This window comes from Streptomyces sp. MS06, assembly GCF_047200655.1.
In the GTDB taxonomy this organism is placed as follows: Bacteria; Actinomycetota; Actinomycetes; order Streptomycetales; family Streptomycetaceae; genus Streptomyces.
The window spans coordinates 20,246-40,723 of the sequence record NZ_JBJZOJ010000069.1; the positions used below are offsets into that span (position 1 = coordinate 20,246).

The following is a 20,478-nucleotide window of genomic DNA, read 5'->3' on the forward strand; positions in this document are numbered from 1 at the left end:
GCCGGGCGCGCGTTACCCGGGCATCGGCTGCGGTGGTCGCGGGCCCACGTAGTGGCCGCTGGGACGCATGCGCAGCGGGCGCTCGCCGTACTCCTCCAGCGCGTGCGCGATCCAGCCGGCCGTGCGGGCCACCGCGAAGATCGTCTCGCCCGCCGTCGGCCGCATGCCGGTGGCGGCGGTGAGCACTGCGAGGGCCAGGTCGACGTTGGCGTGCAGCGAGGTGTGGCGGGCGGTGGTGGCCACGATGTCCCGGGCGGCCGCGAGCGCGGGTTCGGCGCGCGGGATCTGCTCCAGCAGACCGAAGAGGACACGCGCACGGGGGTCCTCGCCCGGGTAGAGCCGGTGGCCCAGTCCCGGGATGCGGCGCCCTGCCCGCAGTTCCTCGGCGATCACCGGCCCGGCGGATCCCTGTTCCAGGACCTGCAGCAGGAGGCGGTGGGCGAGCCCGCTGGCGGCCCCGTGCAGCGGTCCCTCGATCACGCCGAGTCCGGCGGAGACCGCAGCATAGGCGTGCGCGCGGGCCGACGCGGCCACGCGCACCGCCAGGGTGGAGGCGGCCAGGTCGTGGTCCGCCAGCAGCCCGAGCGCCGTGTCCAGCACCCGCACGCCGGTCTCGTCGGCCCGGTTCGCGGTGAGCCGGCTCCAGAGGCGGCGGGCGATCGGGCCCTCGTCGCCGTCGTCCGGCGGTGCGGGCACGCCGTCGTCCGGTTCCGGGCCGGCGCCGCGGCCCTGCTGCGCGACATCGCCGTGGTGCGGTTCCGTCCGAGCCGCGCGGTGCCGTTCCGTGCCGCCTCCGCCGCCCGGCCCCGGGGGAGTGCGGTCCTCCGGCGGGGCCGGAGGCAGTGCGGCGACGAGCGTGGGGATGAGTACGCGTGCGGTACCCAGCACCGCCTGTTCGGACAGGTCGAACCGCAGCGGGTCCGCCGCGGCGGCGGCGACGGCCGCGACGCGGAGCCGGTCGGTGGGGCCGCTGTGCGCGGGCAGGGCGTTCACCGCCCGCCGGGCCGTCGCCACGGACGCCTCGGGCGCGGTGAAGGCGGCGCCGGGGTGCGGGCTGCCCGTCCACAGCCACTCGGCGATCTCCTCGTAGGAGCGGTGGGAGGCCAGTTCGGTGGCGTCGACCCCGCGGAAGTAGTAGCGGTCCTTCTCGATCAGCGTGATGCGGGTGCGCACGGACAGCTCGCCGCCGGAGGCCGGTCCCGCCGCGCTCTCCCGCCTGGTCCGCCGGGCCAGCGCCGCCAGCTCACCGGGGTCGAAGGTGCTGCCCCGACCGCCGGGGGTGCGCCGGCTGCTGAGCTGGCCGCGGCTCACGTAGGCGTAGACCGTCTCGGGCTTCACTCCGAGGAACTCGGCGGCCTCCCGGGTGCTCAGCCGCCGCTCCGGCTGCCCCGAAACCGGTTCTTGATCGTGCATGGAGCCACCGTAGTCGTCCCGTCGGACGTTGACATGAGATTGATTGAATCAATGTTGACAACATTGAAGTCAACCATGGACAGTTTCATCAAGTGCAAGGAGGCAGAACATGTCCGTCACACGGTCCGCACCCGCCCGTCTCGACGTCCCGCTCGACGTCCCGCGCGGCCTCGCCGGTGTCGTCGTCACCGACACCGAACTCGGCGACGTCCGCGGCGGCGAGGGCTTCTACCACTACCGGCAGTACTCCGCCGTCGACCTCGCCCGGGGCCGCGGTTTCGAGGACGTCTGGTACCTCCTCGTCCACGGCGAACTCCCGGACGGCGCACGGAGTACCGCCTTCGGCAGGCGCACCGCCGGCCTGCGGCGGCTGCCCGACGAGGTGCGCGGAGCGCTGCCCGCGATAGCCGCGGCCGCCGGCCCCTCCGGGCCGCTCGCCGGCATGCGCACGGCCCTGTCGCTGCTGGGCGCGGCCCGCGGCTTCCGTCCGGTCTACGACATCGATGCCGACCGGCGCAGGGCGGACGCCCTCGCCGCGGCCGCGGCCGTGCCGACGCTGCTCACCGCGCTGTACCGGCTGGGCAGGGGACTGGAACCGGTCGAGCCGCGCGAGGACCTGCCGTACGCCGCGAACTACCTCTACATGCTGACCGGCGAGGAGCCGGAACCGGAGCGCGCGCGAGCGGTCGAGCAGTACCTGATCTCCACCGTCGACCACGGCTTCAACGCCTCGACGTTCACCGCCCGGGTCATCGCCTCGACCGGCGCGGACCTGGCCGCCTGCCTGGTCGGAGCGGTGGGGGCGCTGTCGGGACCCCTGCACGGCGGTGCGCCGAGCCGCGCCCTCGACACACTCGACGCGATCGGCGCTCCGGACCGGATCGACCCCTGGATCCGCGCCCGGGTCCTGGCGGGGGAGCGGATCATGGGCTTTGGTCACGCGGTCTACCGCACCGAGGACCCCCGCTCGCGCCTGCTGCGCGAGATCGCCCGGCGGTTCGGGGGACCTCGGGTGGAGTTCGCCGTCGAGGTCGAGCGCCGGGTCGAGGCGATCCTCGCCGAACTCAAGCCGGGCCGGGAACTCCACACCAACGTCGAGTTCTACGCGGGAGTGGTCATGGAACTGTGCGGTCTGCCCCGCGAGATGTTCACGCCGACCTTCGCGGCGGCGCGGGTGGTGGGCTGGAGCGCCAACATCCTGGAGCAGGCCGAGGACCCCAAGATCATCCGCCCGCTGGCGCGGTACGTGGGACCCGCGGCCCCGGTGCGGGTGCCGGACGCGCGGTGACCCGCCCGCTCCCGGTGGCGCGGGCCGACGCGGAGCGGCCGCCCGCCCCGGCGGTCCGGGACGGGCGGCCGCGGTGCGACTGCGGGGGCCGCCGCGAGGTCGGCCCCGAAGGCGTGTGCGCCGCCGACGTGCGACGCGCCCGGCCTCTGCGGATCAGAGGTCGGGGATGTCGTTCCTGGCTCGCAGGAGCGTTTCCCGGGTGATCACCACGATTCTCTCGTGCTCACCGCGGGAGGCGTCCGCGGGCAGACCCCCGTCGAGCTTCTCGGTCACGTCGGTGCCGATCACGGCGAAGTTTCCGTCGGCCAGTTCGAAGATGTCGGGGCAGTTCCCTCCGCCGACGCTTCCCCGGGCACGGGGGGAGGCACCGATCCGACGGATGATCTCACTCACTGCGGTTTCCTCTGGTCTCACGTCTGAAGAACTTGCGCAGAACGATCGCGGGGTGGAGGCGGCCCTGTGGGGTGCGCTCGTCATCCGGCGGCGTGAGCGACGGTCTTGTGGAGTCGCTCGACGCGGTCTGGCGTGAGTCAACTCCATTGGCGACAGACACAACTGGGGTTTTCATCCGTTACGGCCGCAGAGGGGAGTTTCCGGTGCGGAGGCGGGCGCGGTCGTGTCCGCGGAGCGCCGGAAGCCGCCCTTCCGCCGGGACGGCCCCTCGGGCGCCCCGCGTGAACCGGTTCGCGGGGAACCGGTTCGCGGGTGACCGGTTCCGGCGGACGAGCGGGAGGCGGGCCGGTGTTCGCCGGTCAGTCGACCGGAGGGTCCCCCACCACCCACCACTCGTCGGTCTCCGCCTCCTGGAGCTGCCGAAGCAGTTCGTCGACCATGCGCCCGAGTTCTGCTTCGTCCGAGCCCTCGGCGAGTGTCGCCCGCTGCCCGCGCGTCGCGTGCCGGTACTCCCTCACCACGGGGTTCTGCAGCAGACCCCGCAGATAGCCGAAGAACTCGTCCCGGTCGATGTTGCCGATCCGGTAGTAGAGCAGCGCGTTGGTGTAGAGCGCGTTGGCGAAGAGGTACTGGCGCAGACGGTGCGGGGACGCCGGCACCTCGAAGATGTCGAGCACCTCCGCCAGTTCCGGGCTGTCCATCGCCTTGCTCAGCAACTGCCAGTGCAGATGCTGCTGATTGGCCAGGTCGGCGTGGCGATGGCCGTGCCTCACCTGTTCCTCGAGGCGGTCGAGCCGCAGGCGCAGTGCGGACAGCGTGCGGTGCCGGACCGTCAGTACGGTCAGGGCGCCCGTCAGCAGCCCCAGACCGGCGGCGACGGCGTGTCCAGCCTCCGGCCCCAGACTTCTGTGTGGCCATGTCAACCTGCGAGTCGGGCGACCGCCCGCCCGCCCGTCACCGGCAGCAGGCCGGCTGACACGGACCGTCGAGCGGCGCTTGCCGCCTCCAGGGTGCCGAGCGGCTCTGATCGGCCGGGAGGCGGAGAGAGGGCACCCGGAGGGAAGCAGGTCGCAGTCCGGCGCCCTTCCCGACGTCTGCCCAGCCCGTGCCGCCCACAATCGTCCGCCGGGCCGGGATTCCCACCGCTCGTATCCTTGAGCGGCATTCAGTCCTCGTACGTACACCGGAGTGCGCGCTGGTGTACGCATCGGTGTGAGAGAGGTCGCGCGTTGAGGCACAGCAGCAGTCCGCAGATCCCGGTCGTCGTCCTCGCCGGATTCCTGGGCTCCGGCAAGACCACCCTGCTCAACCACCTCCTGCACCGCAGCGGCGGCAGCCGCATCGGCGCGATCGTGAACGACTTCGGGGCCATCGAGATCGACGCGATGGCCGTCGCCGGAGCGCTCGGTGACTCCACCGTCTCGCTCGGGAACGGCTGCCTGTGCTGTGCCGTGGACGCGAGCGAACTCGACCGGTACCTCGACCGGCTGGTCGAACCCCCGCTGGGTATCGACGTGATCGTCGTCGAGGCCAGCGGTCTCGCCGAGCCGCAGGAACTGGTGCGCATGGTGCTGGCCAGCGAGAACCCCCGGATCGTGTACGGCGGTCTCGTCGAGGTCGTCGACGCAGCCGAGTTCGACGCCACCCGGGCCGCGCATCCGGAGATCGACCGGCACCTGGGCCTCGCCGACCTCGTCGTGGTCAACAAGCTCGACCGGGCCGAGGACGGCGAGCGCGTACTCGCCCTGGCCCGCTCCCTCACGGACCGCGCCGCCGTCGTCCCCGCCACCTACGGCCGGATCGACCCGGAGTTCCTCTTCGACTGCCGGCCCGGCGAGGAGCGCATCGGCCAGCTCTCGTTCGACGACCTGCACGTCCACGGCGAGGACGACGCGCCCACCGGCGACCCGCGGCCGGGCGACCGGTGCGCGGGCGATCCTCGTGCGGGCGGTCCCCGGACCGGCGAAGTGCACGCCGGGCACCTGCACGCCGGGTACGACAGCCTGTCCTTCACCTCCGACGTCCCCCTCGAACCGCGCCGGCTGATGGACTTCCTCGACAGTCGGCCCGAGGGGCTGTATCGGATCAAGGGCTACGTCGACTTCGGCCCGCACGACCCCCGCAACCGGTACGCCGTCCACGCCGTCGGCCGGTTCCTGCGCTTCTACCCGGAGCCCTGGACGGCCGCCGACGCCCGTCTCAGCCAGTTGGTGCTCATCGGGGCGGGCATCGCCACCGGCGCCCTCGACGAGGCGCTGGCGGCCTGCCGGAACGAGGCCCCGCACACCGCCGACGAACACGGTATGTGGGGTGTCCTGCGCTACGTACCCGCCCCCGGCGACGGGCCGCAAGCCGGGCCGGAGGGCGAGCCCGCCGCCGGATAGCGCGGCGGGCGGCGCAACCTTCTCTCCGGCCGCCCGCCGGGTCCGCCGCCCGCCGGGTCTGCCGCCCGCCGGGTCCGCGGCGGGCCGAGCCCACGGCAGACCCGGTGCGCGGCAGACCCGGTGCGCGGCAGACCCGGTGCGCGGCAGACCCGGTGCGCGGCAGACCCGGTCCACGGCAGGCCGGGCCTACGCCGGACCGGCCACCACCGCCACCGTCTTCGCCAGCGGCACCCCGGAGCCGTCCCGGCGCGGGTCGGCTTCCGGCAACTCCGCCGGTGAGCCGTTCCGCTGCGCGGCCCGCGCCGGAGCGGGGCCCGCCCAGGCCACGGACAGGCAGTCCTCGCCCTTCAGGAAGCGCTGGCAGCGCACGCCGCCGGTGGCCCGACCCTTGCGCGGGAACTGGTCGAACGGGGTGAGCTTCGCCGTCGTCTGCACGGAGTCGTCCAGCGTCCCGCGGGAACCGGCGACCGTGAACACCACCGCGTCCGCGGCCGGATCCACCACCGTGAAGGAGATCACCTTGGAGCCGTCCGCGAGCTTGACGCCCGCCACCCCGCCCGCCGGCCGGCCCTGGGGGCGGACCTGGGAGGCCTGGTAGCGCAGCAACTGCGCGTCGTCCGTGATGAAGACGAGGTCCTCCTCGCCGCTGCGCAACTCGGCCGCGCCGACGATCCGGTCGCCCTCCTTGAGGGTGATGACCTCCAACTCCTCCTTGTTCGACGGATAGTCGGCCACCACCCGCTTCACCACCCCCTGGGCGGTGCCGAGGGCGAGGCCCGGCGAGGACTCGTCGAGCGTGGTCAGGCAGACCACCGCCTCCTGTTCCGCCAGGGAGACGAACTCCGCCAGCGGCGCACCGCCGGACAGGTTCGGTGACGGCATCGTCTCCGGCAGTTGCGGCAGGTCGATCACGTTCACCCGGAGCAGGCGACCCGCGGAGGTGACCACGCCGATCTCGCCGCGCGTCGTCGCCGGGACCGCGGAGACGATCACATCGTGCTTCACCCGTCTGCCGCGGCCGTCCTCGAACGGGTCGCCGTCGGCCGTGCGGGCCAGCAGCCCGGTGGAGGACAGCAGCACCCGGCAGGGTTCGTCCGCGACCTGCAGCGGCACCGCGGCCGGCGCGCCCGACGACTCCAGCAGCGCGGTGCGCCGCTCCGTACCGAACTTCTTCGCCACCGCGGCCAGTTCGGAGGAGACCAGCTTGCGCAGCTCCGCGTCCGAATCCAGGATCCGGGTCAGCTCCGCGATCTCCGCGGTGAGCTTGTCCTTCTCCGCCTCCAGCTCGATGCGGTCGTACTTGGTCAGCCGGCGCAGGGGGGTGTCCAGGATGTACTGCGTCTGGACCTCGCTCAGCGAGAACCGCTCCATCAGCAGCTGCTTCGCCTGCGCGGAGTTCTCGCTGGACCGGATCAGCCGGATGACCTCGTCGATGTCGACGAGAGCGGTGAGCAGGCCCTCGACCAGGTGCAGCCGGTCGCGCCGCTTGCCGCGCCGGAACTCGCTGCGCCGGCGGACGACCTCGAAGCGGTGGTCGAGATAGACCTCCAGCAGTTCCTTCAGGCCCAGGGTGAGCGGCTGGCCGTCGACCAGGGCGACGTTGTTGATGCCGAAGGACTCCTCCATCGGCGTCAGCTTGTACAGCTGCTCCAGGACCGCCTCCGGCACGAAACCGTTCTTGATCTCGATGACCAGCCGCAGTCCGTGCTCGCGGTCGGTGAGGTCCTTGACGTCGGCGATGCCCTGGAGCTTCTTCGAGCCGACCAGATCCTTGATCTTGGAGATCACCTTCTCCGGGCCGACGGCGAACGGCAGCTCCGTGACGACCAGGCCCTTGCGGCGCGCCGTCACGGTCTCCACGGAAGTCGTCGCGCGGATCTTGAAGCTGCCGCGGCCCGTCTCGTACGCGTCCCGGATGCCCGACAGGCCGACGATGCGGCCACCGGTGGGCAGGTCGGGCCCGGGGACGTGCTTCATCAGCGCGTCGAGGTCGGCGTTCGGGTGCCTGATCAGGTGGCGGGCGGCCGCGACCACCTCGCGCAGGTTGTGCGGCGGCATGTTGGTGGCCATGCCGACGGCGATCCCGGAGGTGCCGTTGACCAGCAGGTTGGGGAAGGCGGCGGGCAGCGCCACCGGTTCCTCTTCCTGGCCGTCGTAGTTGGGCGCGAAGTCGACGGTGTCCTCTTCGATGGACTCCGTCATCAGGCTGGTCGCCTCGGTCATCCGGCACTCGGTGTACCGCATGGCGGCCGGCGGGTCGTCGTTGCCCAGGGAGCCGAAGTTGCCGTGCCCGTCGACCAGCGGCACCCGCATGGAGAAGGACTGGGCCATGCGCACCAGCGCGTCGTAGATCGACGCGTCGCCGTGCGGGTGCAGCTTGCCCATCACCTCGCCCACCACGCGGGCGCACTTCACGTAGCTGCGCTCGGGGCGCAGCCCCATCTCGTTCATCTGGTAGACGATGCGCCGGTGTACCGGCTTCAGGCCGTCCCGGGCGTCCGGCAGGGCGCGCGAGTAGATGACCGAGTACGCGTACTCGAGGTACGAGCCCTTCATCTCGTCCACGACGTCGATGTCGAGGATCTTCTCCTCGTACGCGTCGGCGGGCGGCGGGGTCTTCGTGCTGCGGCGGGCCATCGCTGCCGGCTCCTCCTGTGTGCTGATCGCTCGCCTGCGGGGCGCGCCCCTCCGGCTCACTCGTACTGAGGCGTGAACGGATCTGACGCGGACCATTGTGGACCGCGGCACTGACAGCGACCGAGGAGGATCCCGTTCCGGCGACCAGGCCCGGCGCTGGACCGTGCCGCCGGGGAGGCCGCTGCCGCCCCGGGGACACGACTGCCCGCAGGCTACGCGATCCGCCCGCAGCGTACGTCGCACGGGAACTGCGCCGCTGCTCCGCGCGCTTGCATACAGTGGCAGGATCGGCAGGAAACGCGCGGTTTTCGACGGCCGCGCACCGCGATCGAAGGGACGTACATGCCCATGGGTCACACGGCCACAGCCGAGGCAGGCTCCGGCGGCCTGACAGCGACCGAGCACCGGCTGGCCAACGGTCTGCGCGTGGTGCTCTCCGAGGACCACCTGACCCCGGTCGCGGCGGTGTGCCTCTGGTACGACGTCGGCTCCCGCCACGAAGTCAAGGGGCGAACCGGCCTGGCGCACCTCTTCGAGCACCTGATGTTCCAGGGTTCCGCCCAGGTCAAGGGCAACGGCCACTTCGAGCTGGTGCAGGGCGCCGGCGGCTCGCTCAACGGCACCACCAGCTTCGAGCGGACCAACTACTTCGAGACCATGCCCGCCCACGAGCTGGAGCTGGCGCTCTGGCTGGAGGCCGACCGCATGGGCTCCCTGCTCACCGCCCTCGACGAGGAGTCGATGGAGAACCAGCGGGACGTCGTCAAGAACGAGCGCCGCCAGCGCTACGACAACGTCCCCTACGGCACCGCCTTCGAGCGGCTGACCGCCCTCGCGTACCCGGAGGGCCACCCCTACCACCACACGCCCATCGGGTCGATGGCCGACCTGGACGCGGCCACCCTGGAGGACGCCCGCCGGTTCTTCCGCACCTACTACGCCCCCAACAACGCCGTCCTGTCGGTCGTCGGCGACATCGACCCGGAGCGGACGCTCGCCTGGGTGGAGAGGTACTTCGGCTCCATCCCCGCCCACGACGGCAAGCCGGAGCCGCGTGACGGCACCCTGCCCGACGTCCTCGGCCGCGAGCTGCGCGAGGTCGTGGAGGAGGAGGTGCCGGCGCGCGCCCTGATGGCCGCCTACCGGCTGCCGCAGGACGGCGTGCGCGCCTGCGACGCCGCCGACCTGGCGCTGACCGTCCTCGGCGGCGGTGAGTCCTCCCGCCTCTACAACCGCCTGGTGCGCCGCGACCGTACGGCGGTGGCGGCCGGCTTCGGCCTGCTGCGGCTGGCCGGGGCGCCCTCGCTGGGCTGGCTCGACGTGAAGACCTCCGGCGACGTCGAGGTGCCGGTGATCGAGTCCGCCATCGACGAGGAGCTCGCCCGGTTCGCCGAGGAGGGGCCCACCCCCGAGGAGATGGAGCGCGCCCAGGCGCAACTGGAGCGCGAGTGGCTGGACCGGCTCGGCACGGTCGCCGGCCGGGCCGACGAACTGTGCCGCTACGCGGTCCTGTTCGGCGACCCGCAGCTCGCCCTGACCGCCGTGCGGCGGGTGCTGGAGGTGACGCCCGAGGAGGTCCGGGAGGTCGCGGCGGCGCGACTGCGGCCCGACAACCGGGCGGTGCTCGTGTACGAGCCGATCGCCCCGGAGCACGCCGAGGACGTGGAAGGCACCGAGGACCCCGAATCCGCGGCCACCGTGGAGGCCACCGACGACAACGAGGAGGCGGCCCAGTGACCGCGCTCGCCCAGATGGACTTCCACCCGCGGCCGCAGGCGGGCGAACCCCGGCCGTGGGCCTTCCCCGCCCCGGAGCGCGCCACGCTCGGCAACGGTCTGACGGTGCTGCGCTGCCACCGCCCCGGCCAGCAGGTCGTCGCCGTCGAGATGCTGCTGGACGCCCCCCTGGACGCCGAACCGGCCGGACTCGACGGCGTCGCCACCATCATGGCGCGCGCCTTCTCGGAGGGCACCGACAAGCACAGCGCCGAGGAGTTCGCAGCCGAACTGGAGCGCTGCGGCGCCACCCTCGACGCGCACGCCGACCACCCCGGCGTCCGGGTCAGCCTGGAAGTGCCCGCCTCCCGCCTCGGCAAGGCGCTCGGGCTGGTCGCCGACGCGCTGCGGGCGCCGGCGTTCGCCGACAGCGAGGTGGAGCGGCTGGTCCGCAACCGCCTCGACGAGATCCCGCACGAGCTGGCCAACCCCTCCCGCCGGGCCGCCAAGGAGCTCTCCCGGGAGCTCTTCCCGGCCGACTCGCGCATGTCCCGTCCGCGCCAGGGCACCGAGGAGACCGTCGCCGCCGTCGACGCCGCGGCGGTGCGCGCCTTCTACGAGCGGCACGTGCGTCCCGCGACCGCCACCGCCGTCGTCGTCGGCGACCTGACCGGGATCGACCTCGACGCGCTGCTCGGCGACACCCTCGGCTCCTGGACCGGCCCGCAGGCCCGGCTCCGGCCGGTGCCGCCGGTGACCGCCGACGACACCGGCCGGGTGGTCATCGTGGACCGTCCGGGCGCCGTCCAGACGCAGCTGCTGATCGGCCGCGTCGGGCCCGACCGGCACGAGGCCGTGTGGCCCGCGCAGGTGCTCGGCACCTACTGCCTGGGCGGCACCCTCACCTCCCGGCTGGACCGGGTGCTGCGCGAGGAGAAGGGCTACACCTACGGTGTGCGCTCCTTCGGCCAGGTGCTGCGTTCGGCACCGGACGGCTCGGGCGCCGCCATGCTCGCCATCAGCGGTTCCGTCGACACCCCGAACACCGGTCCGGCGCTGGCCGACCTCTTCACGGTGCTGCGCACCCTCGCCGCCGATGGCCTGACCGACGCCGAGCGCGACGTCGCGGTGCAGAACCTGGTCGGTGTGGCGCCGCTGAAGTACGAGACCGCCGCGGCCGTCGCGAGCACCCTGGCCGACCAGGTCGAGCAGCACCTGCCGGACGACTACCAGGCCGCCTTGTACCGGCAGTTGGCGGCCACCGGCACGGTGGAGGCCACCGCGGCGGTCGTCAGCGCCTTCCCGGTGGACCGCCTGGTCACCGTTCTCGTCGGTGACGCGGCGCAGATCAGGGAGCCCGTCGAAGCCCTGGGCATCGGCCCGGTCGGCGTGGTCTCCGCCGAGTAGCCCCGCGCCGGAGCGTCCCCGTGCGGGTCCCGGTGGCGGCGAGCCGCCGGGGCCCGCACCCCGTCCGTCGCCCTCTATGTCGGAATTGGTGCGGAGACGCCTGGTCCGGCCTGTGGTGTGCGCTACAAAACCCTTTCTCGGTTGGGGGATCGAAAGTCCCTCCCCGTACCTTCTTCCGGGCTGTCCGTCAGGCAGTGCGCCGCACCCGCGGCACCGGACGGCCATCGCCGAGTCCCCGCACGGCGCGAGCCGGGGGGAGCCGGGGACCCGCCTTCCCGCCGCGGCAGTCGCGGCAGGGGGCAGCACGGTCCCGGGGGTGGGTCGGGCGAGGGAGCCCGTAGGGGACCTTCCTGCTCCGAGCCCTCCCTCAGAGCCTGAACAACGGCCTGGGGGGACCCCCACCGCCGACCCGGTAGGCGAGAGGGAAGGAAAGGACCAGCCACCACATGGCGCTCAGCTACGCCACCGGGAAGCACCGCCGCCCCGGCCGGGTGAAGCGGACCACCGCCCGGGCGGCGGGTGCCGCCGCAGTCACCGCCACCGGCGTGATCGGCGCCCTGACGAGCCCCGCGCTCGCCGCCGGGGCACCCTCCGAGCAGACCGGCCTGCTCCCCCTCATCGGTATCGACGACCTGCTCGCCGCCCGGATCGACGCCCAGGCCGAAGCGCAGCGGGAGGCCGCCGAGCGCAAGGCCGCGGAGGAGGCCGCGCACCGGATGGCCGCCGAGCGGGCCGAGAAGCAGCGCGAGGCGAGCGAGCGCGCCGCCCGGGAGGCCGAGCGCAGTCGCCTGCTCGCGTTCGTGGCGCCGGTCGCCCACTCGTACGTCTCCACCGGGTACCGCGTCGGCGGCTCCCGGTGGTCCTCCGGCAGCCACACCGGCATCGACTTCCACGCCGCGTCCGGCACCACGGTCCGCGCCGTCGGGCACGGGACCGTCGTCGAGGCGGGCTGGGGCGGGGCCTACGGCAACCAGATCGTCCTCCGGATGGACGACGGCACGTACACCCAGTACGGCCACCTGTCGTCCATCGGCGTCTCCGTGGGCCGGGCGGTCGCCGCCGGGCAGCGGATCGGCCTGTCCGGCGCGACCGGCAACGTGACCGGCCCGCACCTGCACTTCGAGGCCCGCAGGACGGCGGAGTACGGCTCGGACATCGATCCGGTCGCCTACCTGCGCGGGCACGGCGTCTCCCTCTGACACCCGGCGGCGACGCCACCGCACGGCCCCGGCTCCCCGAGCCGGGGCTTTCGTCGTTTCATCCGGTCCCGCTGTCCAAAAAATATCCATGGATTCCGGCCCGCCGTCGGAAATTCGGCCCCGTTGCCATAGAGTCACTGAACACACGTCAATCGTCGACGTTTCACGGGGATTAAGACGGAGGTCGGTCATGCGTGTTCCGGCGCATTCGGTATGCACGGCGATCCGGGACGACATCGTCGCGGGCGTCCACGAGCGCGGGGGCCGCCTCACCGAGGAACTCCTGGCGCGCCGCTACGGCGTCTCACGCGTCCCCGTGCGCGAGGCGCTGCGCACGCTGGAGGCGGAGGGCTTCGTGGTGACGCGGCGGCACGCGGGTGCCTGTGTGGCCGAACCCACCGAGCAGGAGGCGGCCGACGTGCTGGAGATGCGGCTGCTGCTGGAGCCGCTCGGCGCGCTGCGGGCCGCCCACCGCAGGTCCGAGGCCCACCTGAAGGTGTTGCGCGGACTGGTCCGCCTCGGTCAGGAGCGTGCCCGCCGCGGCAGCAGCGACGACCTGCGCTCCCTGGGCGGATGGTTCCACGAGACGCTCGCCCAGGCGGCCGGCAGCCACGCGCTGGCCTCCACGCTCACCCGGCTCCGGCAGAAGATCGCCTGGATGTACGCGGTCGAGCCGCCGGCGGACCCGGTCGAGTACTGGGCGGAGCACGGTGCGATCGTCGACGCGGTGGCCCGCGGCGACGGCGAGCGCGCCCGGGCGGTCACGGCCGCGCACACCGAGCGCTCCGGGCCCGCCCACCGGCTGCGCTTCGCCGGCGGAGCCGACCAGGTGAGGACTTCGCAACATCCCGTCAACATGACGGGCCTGCGCTATTAACACGGGCGCCGTATACAAAGAAGAGGTATTCGCAGGAGCGGTATTTCTGCTGCCCTCTTTTCCCGTTACCGGGAATTCGGTACCGCCGCGCTCACGCATGGTCAAGGGGTGCCGGGTTCTGATTCGTGCGGCGCTTGCGGGCACCCGCCGGTGTTTTCGTCGGCCTTTCCGTAAAAACGCCGGACCCCTGCCCCGTCCGGAATCCGTGCCGTCCGCCGGCCGCCCCGCGCACGGGGGCGGCGGCCCGGTGGCCCGGTGGAGGTCACCCCGCACCACGAGGGAGGGGTCGCCCACCCGTGCCGCGGTGAGCGGCGGTCCTCCCGGGTTCCGCGCCGCGGTGAGCGGCGGCCCGTCCGCACTCCGCACCGGAGGGGGTGCGGGCCCGCCTGCGGCCCCGCACCCCCTCCGGTGCGGGGTGGTGCGGGGTCGGACCCGGTGGCCGGTGTGCTGTCCCGGAGGGTCACGGAGCCGTCCGCCCGCACGGGCGCGGCGCGGCTCCGTGGCGTTCCGGGACCGTCTCAGACGGTCTCGGGAAGCTCCTCGAGCCCCTCGGCGACCAGCTTCGCCAGCCGGTCGAGGGCGACCTCCGCGTCCTCGGCCTCGGATGCGAGCACGATCGTCTCGCCGCCCTGCGCGCCGAGGCCGAGGACCGCCAGCATGGAGGCCGCGTTGACGGGGGTGCCGTCGGTCTTGGCGATCGTCACCGGGACGCCTGCGGCGGTGGCGGCTCGGACGAAGATGGAAGCGGGGCGGGCGTGGAGGCCCTCGGCCCAGCCGACGTTGACGCGGCGCTCAGCCATGTGATGCTGCCCTTCAGTCTCGCGGAGTTGTCTAGACCAGTTTCACACATCGTGCGGCATGCCCGGAGCGGGCCTTCCCCCCGCTCCCCGCGGCCCGGGCCGCGGGCACGTTCCGGCACACCGGACGGCACACCGGACGGCACACCGGCCGGTGCCCCGTGCGCGGCGGACCGCCTCCGCCGTCCGCCCCGCGCCATTGTCGTACCCGAGCCCTACTCTGGGCCCATGCAGAACGCGTCGGACCGGCAGGAGTACCCCGCCCACTGGGAGGCCGACGTCGTGCTGCGCGACGGCGGCACCGCCCGGATCCGCCCCATCACCGCAGCCGACGCGGACCGCCTGGTCAGCTTCTACGAGCAGGTCTCGGACGAGTCGAAGTACTACCGCTTCTTCGCGCCGTACCCGCGGCTGTCCGCCAAGGACGTCCACCGCTTCACCCACCACGACTTCGTGGACCGCGTCGGCCTCGCGGCCACCGTGGGCGGCGAGTTCATCGCCACCGTCCGCTACGACCGGATCGGCGCCGACGGGACGCCCGCCTCGGCGCCGGCCGACGAGGCCGAGGTCGCCTTCCTGGTGCAGGACGCCCACCAGGGCCGCGGCGTCGCCTCCGCCCTGCTGGAGCACATCGCCGCCGTGGCCCGCGAACGCGGTATCCGGCGCTTCGCCGCCGAGGTGCTGCCCGCCAACAACAAAATGATCAAGGTGTTCACGGACGCCGGGTACACCCAGAAGCGCAGCTTCGAGGACGGAGTCGTCCACCTGGAGTTCGGCCTCGAACCCACCGAACGCTCGCTGGCCGTGCAGTACGCACGCGAGCAGCGGGCCGAGGCGCGCTCCGTGCAGCGCCTCCTCGCGCCCGGATCGGTCGCGGTCGTCGGCGCCGGACGCACCCCCGGCGGGGTCGGCCGCAGCGTCCTGGACAACATCCTCGAGGCCGGCTTCACCGGCGGCCTGTACGCCGTGAACAGGGCCCTGCCCGAAGGGGCGGCCGCACTCGACGGCGTGCCCGCCCACCGGTCGGTGCGCGACATCGAGGGCCCGGTCGACCTCGCCGTCGTCGCCGTCCCCGCGGACCACGTCCCCGAGGTCGTCGACGAGTGCGGGGCGCACGGCGTCCAGGGACTCGTCGTGCTCTCCGCGGGCTACGCGGAGAGCGGGCCGGAGGGCCGCGAGCGCCAGCGGGAGCTGGTGCGGCAGGCCCGTGCGTACGGCATGCGGCTCATCGGCCCCAACGCCTTCGGGATCATCAACACCTCGGCGGGCGTCCGGCTCAACGCCTCCCTGGCCCCCGAGCCGCCGCGCCCCGGCCGGATCGGCCTGTTCGCCCAGTCCGGCGCCATCGGCATCGCCCTGCTGTCCCGGCTGCACCGGCGCGGCGGCGGCGTCACCGGGGTCACCGGCGTCTCGACCTTCGTCTCCTCCGGAAACCGCGCCGACGTCTCCGGAAACGACGTCCTGCAGTACTGGTACGACGACCCGGACACCGACGTCGTCCTGATGTACCTGGAGTCCCTCGGCAACCCGCGCAAGTTCACCCGCCTGGCCCGGCGCACCGCCGCCGCCAAACCGCTCGTCGTGGTGCAGGGCGCCGGCTCCGCACCGCAGGGGCACGCCGTCCGCGCCACCCGCCTGCCGCACGACACCGTCTCCGCGCTGCTGCGGCAGGCCGGCGTCATCCGCGTGGACACCATCACGGAACTCGTCGACACCGGCCTGCTGCTCGCCCGACAGCCGCTGCCGGCCGGCCCGCGGGTGGCCATCCTGGGCAACTCCGAGTCGCTCGGCGTGCTCACCTACGACCAGTGCCTCGCCGCCGGACTGCGCCCCCACCGCCCGCTCGACCTGACCACGGCGGCGTCGGCGGAGGACTTCCGCGCGGCGCTGTCCCGGGCGCTGGCCGACGACACCAGCGACGCGGTCGTCGTCACCGCCATCCCGGCGATCGGCGAGGACTCCACCGGCGACGCCGAACTGGCCGAGGCCCTGCGCTCCGCCGCCGCGGCGACCCCGTCGAAGCCGGTCCTGGTGGTCCACGTCGAACTGGGCGGGCTGGCCGAGGCGCTGTCCGCGGCGGCGAGCACCGCGCCGCAGACCGGCGCGGCCGTGCGGGTCCCCGACGCGGCCGCACGGCCGCCCGCGGGCGTCGCGGCTCCCGAGGGCGCTCACCTCATCCCCGCCTACCCGGCCGCCGAGCGCGCCGTCCGCGCACTCGGCGAGGCCGTGCAGTACGCCCGGTGGCGCCGGGAGGCCGCCGAGCCGGGGCGGGTCCCCGAGTACGACGACATCGACGAGAAGGGCGCCGCGCGGCTCATCGAAGGCCTCCTCGCGCGCGGGCAGGGCCTCACCCTCGGCACGGACGAGACCTGCGAGCTGCTCAGCCGGTACGGCGTCCCCGTGCGCCGCGCCGTCCCCGCCCCCACCCCGGAGGAGGCCGCCCGGGCCGCCCGGGCCCTCGGCTACCCCGTGGCCCTCAAGGCCACCGCCCCGCATCTGAGACACCGCGCCGACCTCGGCGGGGTCCGCCTCGACCTCACCGACGAGGAGCAGCTCCGGCGGGCGTACGCCGAGCTGGTCGAGCTGTTCGGCCGGCCGGAGGAGCTGCGGCCGGTCGTGCAGACGATGGCGCCGCGCGGTGTCGACACGGTCGTCCGCGCGGTCATCGACCCGGCGGCCGGAGCGGTGCTGTCCTTCGGCCTCGCCGGGGCCGCCTCCCAGCTCCTCGGCGACATGGCCCACCGGCTCGTCCCGGTCACCGACCGGGACGCGACGTCCCTGGTGCGGTCGGTCCGCACGGCACCGCTGCTGTTCGGCTGGCGCGGCTCCACCCCCGTGGACACGCCCGCGCTGGAGGAACTGCTGCTGCGCGTGTCCCGGCTGGTGGACGACCACCCGGAGGTCGTCGCGGTCACCCTGGAACCGGTCGTCGTGGCGCCCCGCGGCCTCAGTGTCCTGGGTGCCACGGTGCGCCTCGCCCCGCCGCCCGCCCGGGACGATCTCGGCCCGCGGACCCTGCCCACCTACTGAGCCCCGCCCGACGGCGACGGGGCGCACGCGAGCGGTGCCTCGCAGTCAGTGGGTCCCCGTAGGATGGAGGACATGGCCAAGACCAGTACGACGACCCAGGGGCTGCGAGCGGCGATCGAGCGCAGCGGCTACTACCCGGCCCTCGTGGCCGAGGCGGTGGAGGCCGCCGTGGGCGGCGAGCCCATCCGGTCGTACCTGGTCCATCAGGAGACCACGTTCGACCAGAACGAGGTGCGCAGGCACGTGACCGTGCTGGTGCTGACCGCGCACCGCTTCCTCGTCAGCCACACCGACGAGCAGGCCGCCGACAGCACCTCCCCGACGCCCTACGCGACCACCTCCACCGAGTCGGTCAAGCTGGACCGGATCTCCTCCGTGGTGATCAGCCGCGTGGTCGCCAACCCGGAGTCCTACGCGCCGGGGACGCTGCCGCGGGAGGTCGTGCTGACCATCGGCTGGGGCGCCGTCTCCCGCATCGACCTGGAGCCCGCCGCCTGCGGCGACCCGAACTGCGAGGCCGACCACGGCTACACCGGCAACTCCACCGCCGACGACCTCAGCCTGCGGGTCAGCGAGGCCGGCGACGGCCCGGAGACGGTCCGCCAGGCCCTCGCCTTCGCGCAGGCCATCTCCGAGGCGACCGCGGACGTCTCCCACTGATGGCCCAGCCCACCGCCTGGGACCAGCACCCGGAGCCACTCGCCATCACCTCCGCTCCCGTACCCCGGTACGGCGACGGCTCGCTCGCCGACCTGCTGCCCACCCTCGCCGCCGGTATGGGAGTGCCGGGCACCGTCGCCTCCCTCCCCGAGCTGGCGCCCGCGGACCGCAACTGCGTGTTCCTGGTCGACGGCCTCGGCTGGGAGCAGCTCAGGCAGCACCCCGACGAGGCACCCTTCCTCACCTCGCTCCTCCCCACCTCCCGCGGCGCCACGGGCCGCCCGCTCACCACCGGCTACCCGGCGACCACCGCGACCTCGCTGGCGTCCGTCGGCACCGGGCTGCCCCCGGGCGCGCACGGCCTGCCCGGCTACACGGTGCGCGATCCCGCCACCGGCGAGCTGATGAACCAGCTGCGCTGGCGGCCGTGGACGGAGCCGCACGCCTGGCAGCCGTACCCGACGGTCTTCGAGCTCGCCGACCGGGCGGGCGTGCACGCCGCCCAGGTGTCCTCGCCGACCTTCGAGAACACCCCGCTCACCAGGGTCGCCCTCAGTGGGGGGACGTTCCACGGGCGGCTCACCGGCGAGGACCGCATGGACCTCGCCGCCGAGCAACTGGCCGCAGGCGAGCGGTCCCTGGTCTACACGTACTACGCCGAACTCGACGGCGCGGGCCACCGCTACGGCGTCGCCTCGGACACCTGGCGCGGACAGCTGATGTACGTCGACCGGCTGGTCCAGCGCCTGGCCGAGCAGCTCCCGCCGCGCAGCGCGCTGTACGTCACCGCCGACCACGGCATGATCGACGTCCCCTTCGACGAGCAGCACCGCATCGACTTCGACGAGGACTGGGAGCTGCAGGCAGGCGTGGCACTGCTGGGCGGCGAGGGCCGCGCCCGCCATGTGTACGCGCGGCCCGGAGCCGCCGGCGACGTGCTCGCCGTCTGGCGCGAGGTGCTGGGGGAGCAGTTCTGGGTGGCCTCCCGGGACGAGGCGATCGAGGCGGGCTGGTTCGGCCCGCGCGTCGACGACCGCGTGTACGCCCGCCTCGGCGACGTGCTCGCGGCCGCCCACGACGACGTGCTGGTCATCGCTTCGCAGCGGGAGCCGAAGGAGTCGGCCATGGTCGGCAACCACGGTTCCATGACCCCCGCCGAGCAGCTGGTGCCCCTGCTCGAAGTACGCTCCTGATTCCCCGCTCCCCGCAACCGACCCCTCGACCGACCCGCGGCACGACGCCCCGACGCCCCGAAAGGCCTCCGCCCCCTCATGCCCGAGCTGGTGTTCTTCTCCGGAACCATGGACTGCGGGAAGTCGACACTGGCTCTCCAGATCGAGCACAACCGGTCCGCACGCGGACTCCAGGGCGTGATCTTCACCCGGGACGACCGCGCGGGCGAGGGCAAGCTGTCCTCCCGGCTCGGCCTGGTCACGAACGCGGTGGAGGCCGCGGACGGCATGGACCTGTACGGCCACCTCGTCGACCACCTCTCCCGGGGCGGCCGGGCGGACTACGTCATCGCGGACGAGGCGCAGTTCCTGGCCCCCGCGCAGATCGACCAGCTCGCCCGCGTGGTCGACGACCTGGATCTCGACGTCTACGCCTTCGGCATCACCACGGACTTCCGGACCAAGCTGTTCCCCGGCTCGCAACGGCTCGTCGAACTGGCCGACCGGGTGGAGGTGCTGCAGGTGGAGGCCCTGTGCTGGTGCGGGTCCCGGGCCACGCACAACGCCCGCACGGTGGGCGGCGTGATGGTCGTCGAGGGTGCCCAGGTCGTCGTCGGCGACGTCAACCGCTCCGCGGACGAGGTCGGTTACGAGGTGCTGTGCCGCCGCCACCACCGGCGCCGGATGACGGCGGCCGCGGCCCGCGCGGCCGCACTGTCCCCGGACGTCCTTCCCGTCACCTCCGCCTGACCCCGTTCCGGCGGCGCCCCCACGTGCGGCGCTGTCGTGCCTCCCCTCCGGCCTGCGCGGGAAAGCCCTCCGTGCCCGCGGAACGGTCGCCCGCGACAACTACCCGCCGGACCAGCAGAAGCAGGCCACCGACCCGGTCCTCCGCCAGATGGAACACTTCGTCAACGGGCGGTCAGTGAACGGGGTCCCGCAGGACGGAGCGGAAGAGCCCTGCCGCCCGGGCACTCGGACCGGCAGGGCTTTTATGACCGTACGAGCGTCAGACGCGCCGCTCCGACGAGGCGAGCCCGACGAATCCCGCCCACGCCTCATGCGAGACCGTGAGCACGGGACCGGCGGCCTTCGAGTCGCGGACGTGAACAGCAGCCGAACCGGCCGCGGCCTCTACACATTCGCCGCCCTCGGTGCCGCTGTAGCTGCTCTTGAACCAGGCGAGGCCGGAGGCGACGGTCGAGGACTCAGCGTTGTTCATGGCGATCCCAGCAACCTTTCGATGAACTCCGTTGACTCTCGCGGACTGAGAGCCTGTGATCGGATAATCCCATAGAGTGCGGCCGCCAGAACCCCTTGCTCCGGGTCGGTCTGCAGAGAACCGATGCCCCTGGCCTCGGCGTACACGAACTTCTTGCCGTCCTTGCGTGTGACGACCGTGAACGGCCCGTTCACGCCCGCGTTGTCCTCACGGTCGAGCGGCATCACCTGAATCTCGACGTTGCGCTTCCGTCCGATCAGCAACAGGTGCTCCAACTGGCCGCG

At 73.3% G+C, this 20,478-nt stretch carries 17 protein-coding genes; 10 read left to right on the forward strand and 7 right to left on the reverse strand.

The genetic code is table 11. The features are described from left to right. Positions 1–12: 12 nt before the first annotated feature. Entirely contained in the window at positions 13–1,413 is a 1,401-nt protein-coding gene (locus tag ACL02U_RS28135; RefSeq protein WP_412793783.1) for a citrate/2-methylcitrate synthase, read from the reverse strand. Between the two features lie 109 nt (positions 1,414–1,522). Between ACL02U_RS28135 and ACL02U_RS28140 the strand changes: the two genes are divergently transcribed. Beyond that, a complete protein-coding gene (locus ACL02U_RS28140) occupies positions 1,523–2,701 on the forward strand; it encodes a citrate synthase/methylcitrate synthase (protein ID WP_412793784.1) in 1,179 nt (392 codons plus the stop codon). Positions 2,702–2,854: 153 nt separating this feature from the next. On the opposite strand, the gene ACL02U_RS28145 is transcribed toward ACL02U_RS28140, so the two are convergent. Continuing rightward, positions 2,855–3,094 carry a hypothetical protein gene (locus ACL02U_RS28145; protein ID WP_412793785.1) on the reverse strand — a complete coding sequence of 80 codons (240 nt, stop codon included), beginning with the start codon at positions 3,092–3,094 and terminating at the stop codon, positions 2,855–2,857. Between the two features lie 359 nt (positions 3,095–3,453). After that, entirely contained in the window at positions 3,454–4,017 is a 564-nt protein-coding gene (locus ACL02U_RS28150) for a DUF6082 family protein (protein WP_412793786.1), read from the reverse strand. Positions 4,018–4,323: 306 nt separating this feature from the next. Here ACL02U_RS28150 and ACL02U_RS28155 point away from each other — a divergent pair, with 306 nt between their 5' ends. Beyond that, the gene (locus tag ACL02U_RS28155; protein ID WP_412793787.1) at positions 4,324–5,478 is read left to right on the forward strand and encodes a CobW family GTP-binding protein; all 1,155 of its coding nucleotides are present in this window, start codon (positions 4,324–4,326) and stop codon (positions 5,476–5,478) included. Between the two features lie 186 nt (positions 5,479–5,664). On the opposite strand, the gene ACL02U_RS28160 is transcribed toward ACL02U_RS28155, so the two are convergent. Next, positions 5,665–8,115 carry a DNA gyrase/topoisomerase IV subunit A gene (locus tag ACL02U_RS28160; protein ID WP_412793788.1) on the reverse strand — a complete coding sequence of 817 codons (2,451 nt, stop codon included), beginning with the start codon at positions 8,113–8,115 and terminating at the stop codon, positions 5,665–5,667. Positions 8,116–8,457: 342 nt separating this feature from the next. Here ACL02U_RS28160 and ACL02U_RS28165 point away from each other — a divergent pair, with 342 nt between their 5' ends. The 4 genes from ACL02U_RS28165 to ACL02U_RS28180 all read left to right on the forward strand — a co-directional run bounded on the left by ACL02U_RS28165 (position 8,458) and on the right by ACL02U_RS28180 (position 13,313). Next, positions 8,458–9,852, forward strand: coding sequence for a M16 family metallopeptidase (locus ACL02U_RS28165; RefSeq protein ID WP_412793789.1), 1,395 nt, complete (start codon positions 8,458–8,460; stop codon positions 9,850–9,852). Beyond that, complete coding sequence (locus ACL02U_RS28170) at positions 9,849–11,237, forward strand: M16 family metallopeptidase (protein ID WP_412793790.1); 1,389 nt, start codon at positions 9,849–9,851, stop codon at positions 11,235–11,237. The genes ACL02U_RS28165 and ACL02U_RS28170 overlap by 4 nt, the downstream gene beginning before the upstream one ends. A gap of 446 nt (positions 11,238–11,683) precedes the next feature. Continuing rightward, positions 11,684–12,436 carry a M23 family metallopeptidase gene (locus ACL02U_RS28175; protein ID WP_412793791.1) on the forward strand — a complete coding sequence of 251 codons (753 nt, stop codon included), beginning with the start codon at positions 11,684–11,686 and terminating at the stop codon, positions 12,434–12,436. A 190-nt stretch (positions 12,437–12,626) separates the two neighbouring features. Beyond that, entirely contained in the window at positions 12,627–13,313 is a 687-nt protein-coding gene (locus ACL02U_RS28180; protein WP_412793792.1) for a GntR family transcriptional regulator, read from the forward strand. Positions 13,314–13,831: 518 nt separating this feature from the next. Here the strand turns inward: ACL02U_RS28180 and ACL02U_RS28185 are convergent. Then, positions 13,832–14,113 carry an HPr family phosphocarrier protein gene (locus tag ACL02U_RS28185; protein ID WP_412793793.1) on the reverse strand — a complete coding sequence of 94 codons (282 nt, stop codon included), beginning with the start codon at positions 14,111–14,113 and terminating at the stop codon, positions 13,832–13,834. A 225-nt stretch (positions 14,114–14,338) separates the two neighbouring features. Between ACL02U_RS28185 and ACL02U_RS28190 the strand changes: the two genes are divergently transcribed. The 4 genes from ACL02U_RS28190 to ACL02U_RS28205 all read left to right on the forward strand — a co-directional run bounded on the left by ACL02U_RS28190 (position 14,339) and on the right by ACL02U_RS28205 (position 19,722). Beyond that, positions 14,339–17,140 (forward strand): GNAT family N-acetyltransferase, encoded by a 2,802-nt coding sequence (locus ACL02U_RS28190; protein ID WP_412793794.1) that lies wholly within the window; start codon positions 14,339–14,341, stop codon positions 17,138–17,140. A gap of 63 nt (positions 17,141–17,203) precedes the next feature. After that, positions 17,204–17,800, forward strand: a complete 597-nt coding sequence (locus tag ACL02U_RS28195; protein ID WP_412793795.1) for a DUF5998 family protein — start codon at positions 17,204–17,206, stop codon at positions 17,798–17,800. After that, a complete protein-coding gene (locus ACL02U_RS28200) occupies positions 17,800–18,993 on the forward strand; it encodes an alkaline phosphatase family protein (protein ID WP_412793796.1) in 1,194 nt (397 codons plus the stop codon). The genes ACL02U_RS28195 and ACL02U_RS28200 overlap by 1 nt, the downstream gene beginning before the upstream one ends. Positions 18,994–19,071: 78 nt before the next feature. Continuing rightward, the gene (locus ACL02U_RS28205; RefSeq protein WP_412793797.1) at positions 19,072–19,722 is read left to right on the forward strand and encodes a thymidine kinase; all 651 of its coding nucleotides are present in this window, start codon (positions 19,072–19,074) and stop codon (positions 19,720–19,722) included. 259 nt (positions 19,723–19,981) lie between these two features. On the opposite strand, the gene ACL02U_RS28210 is transcribed toward ACL02U_RS28205, so the two are convergent. Continuing rightward, on the reverse strand, positions 19,982–20,194 hold the full coding sequence (locus tag ACL02U_RS28210; RefSeq protein ID WP_412793798.1) for a DUF397 domain-containing protein: 213 nt from the start codon (positions 20,192–20,194) through the stop codon (positions 19,982–19,984). After that, on the reverse strand, positions 20,191–20,478 hold a 288-nt coding region (locus ACL02U_RS28215; RefSeq protein ID WP_412793799.1), incomplete at its 5' end, for a Scr1 family TA system antitoxin-like transcriptional regulator. The genes ACL02U_RS28215 and ACL02U_RS28210, both read right to left, overlap by 4 nt.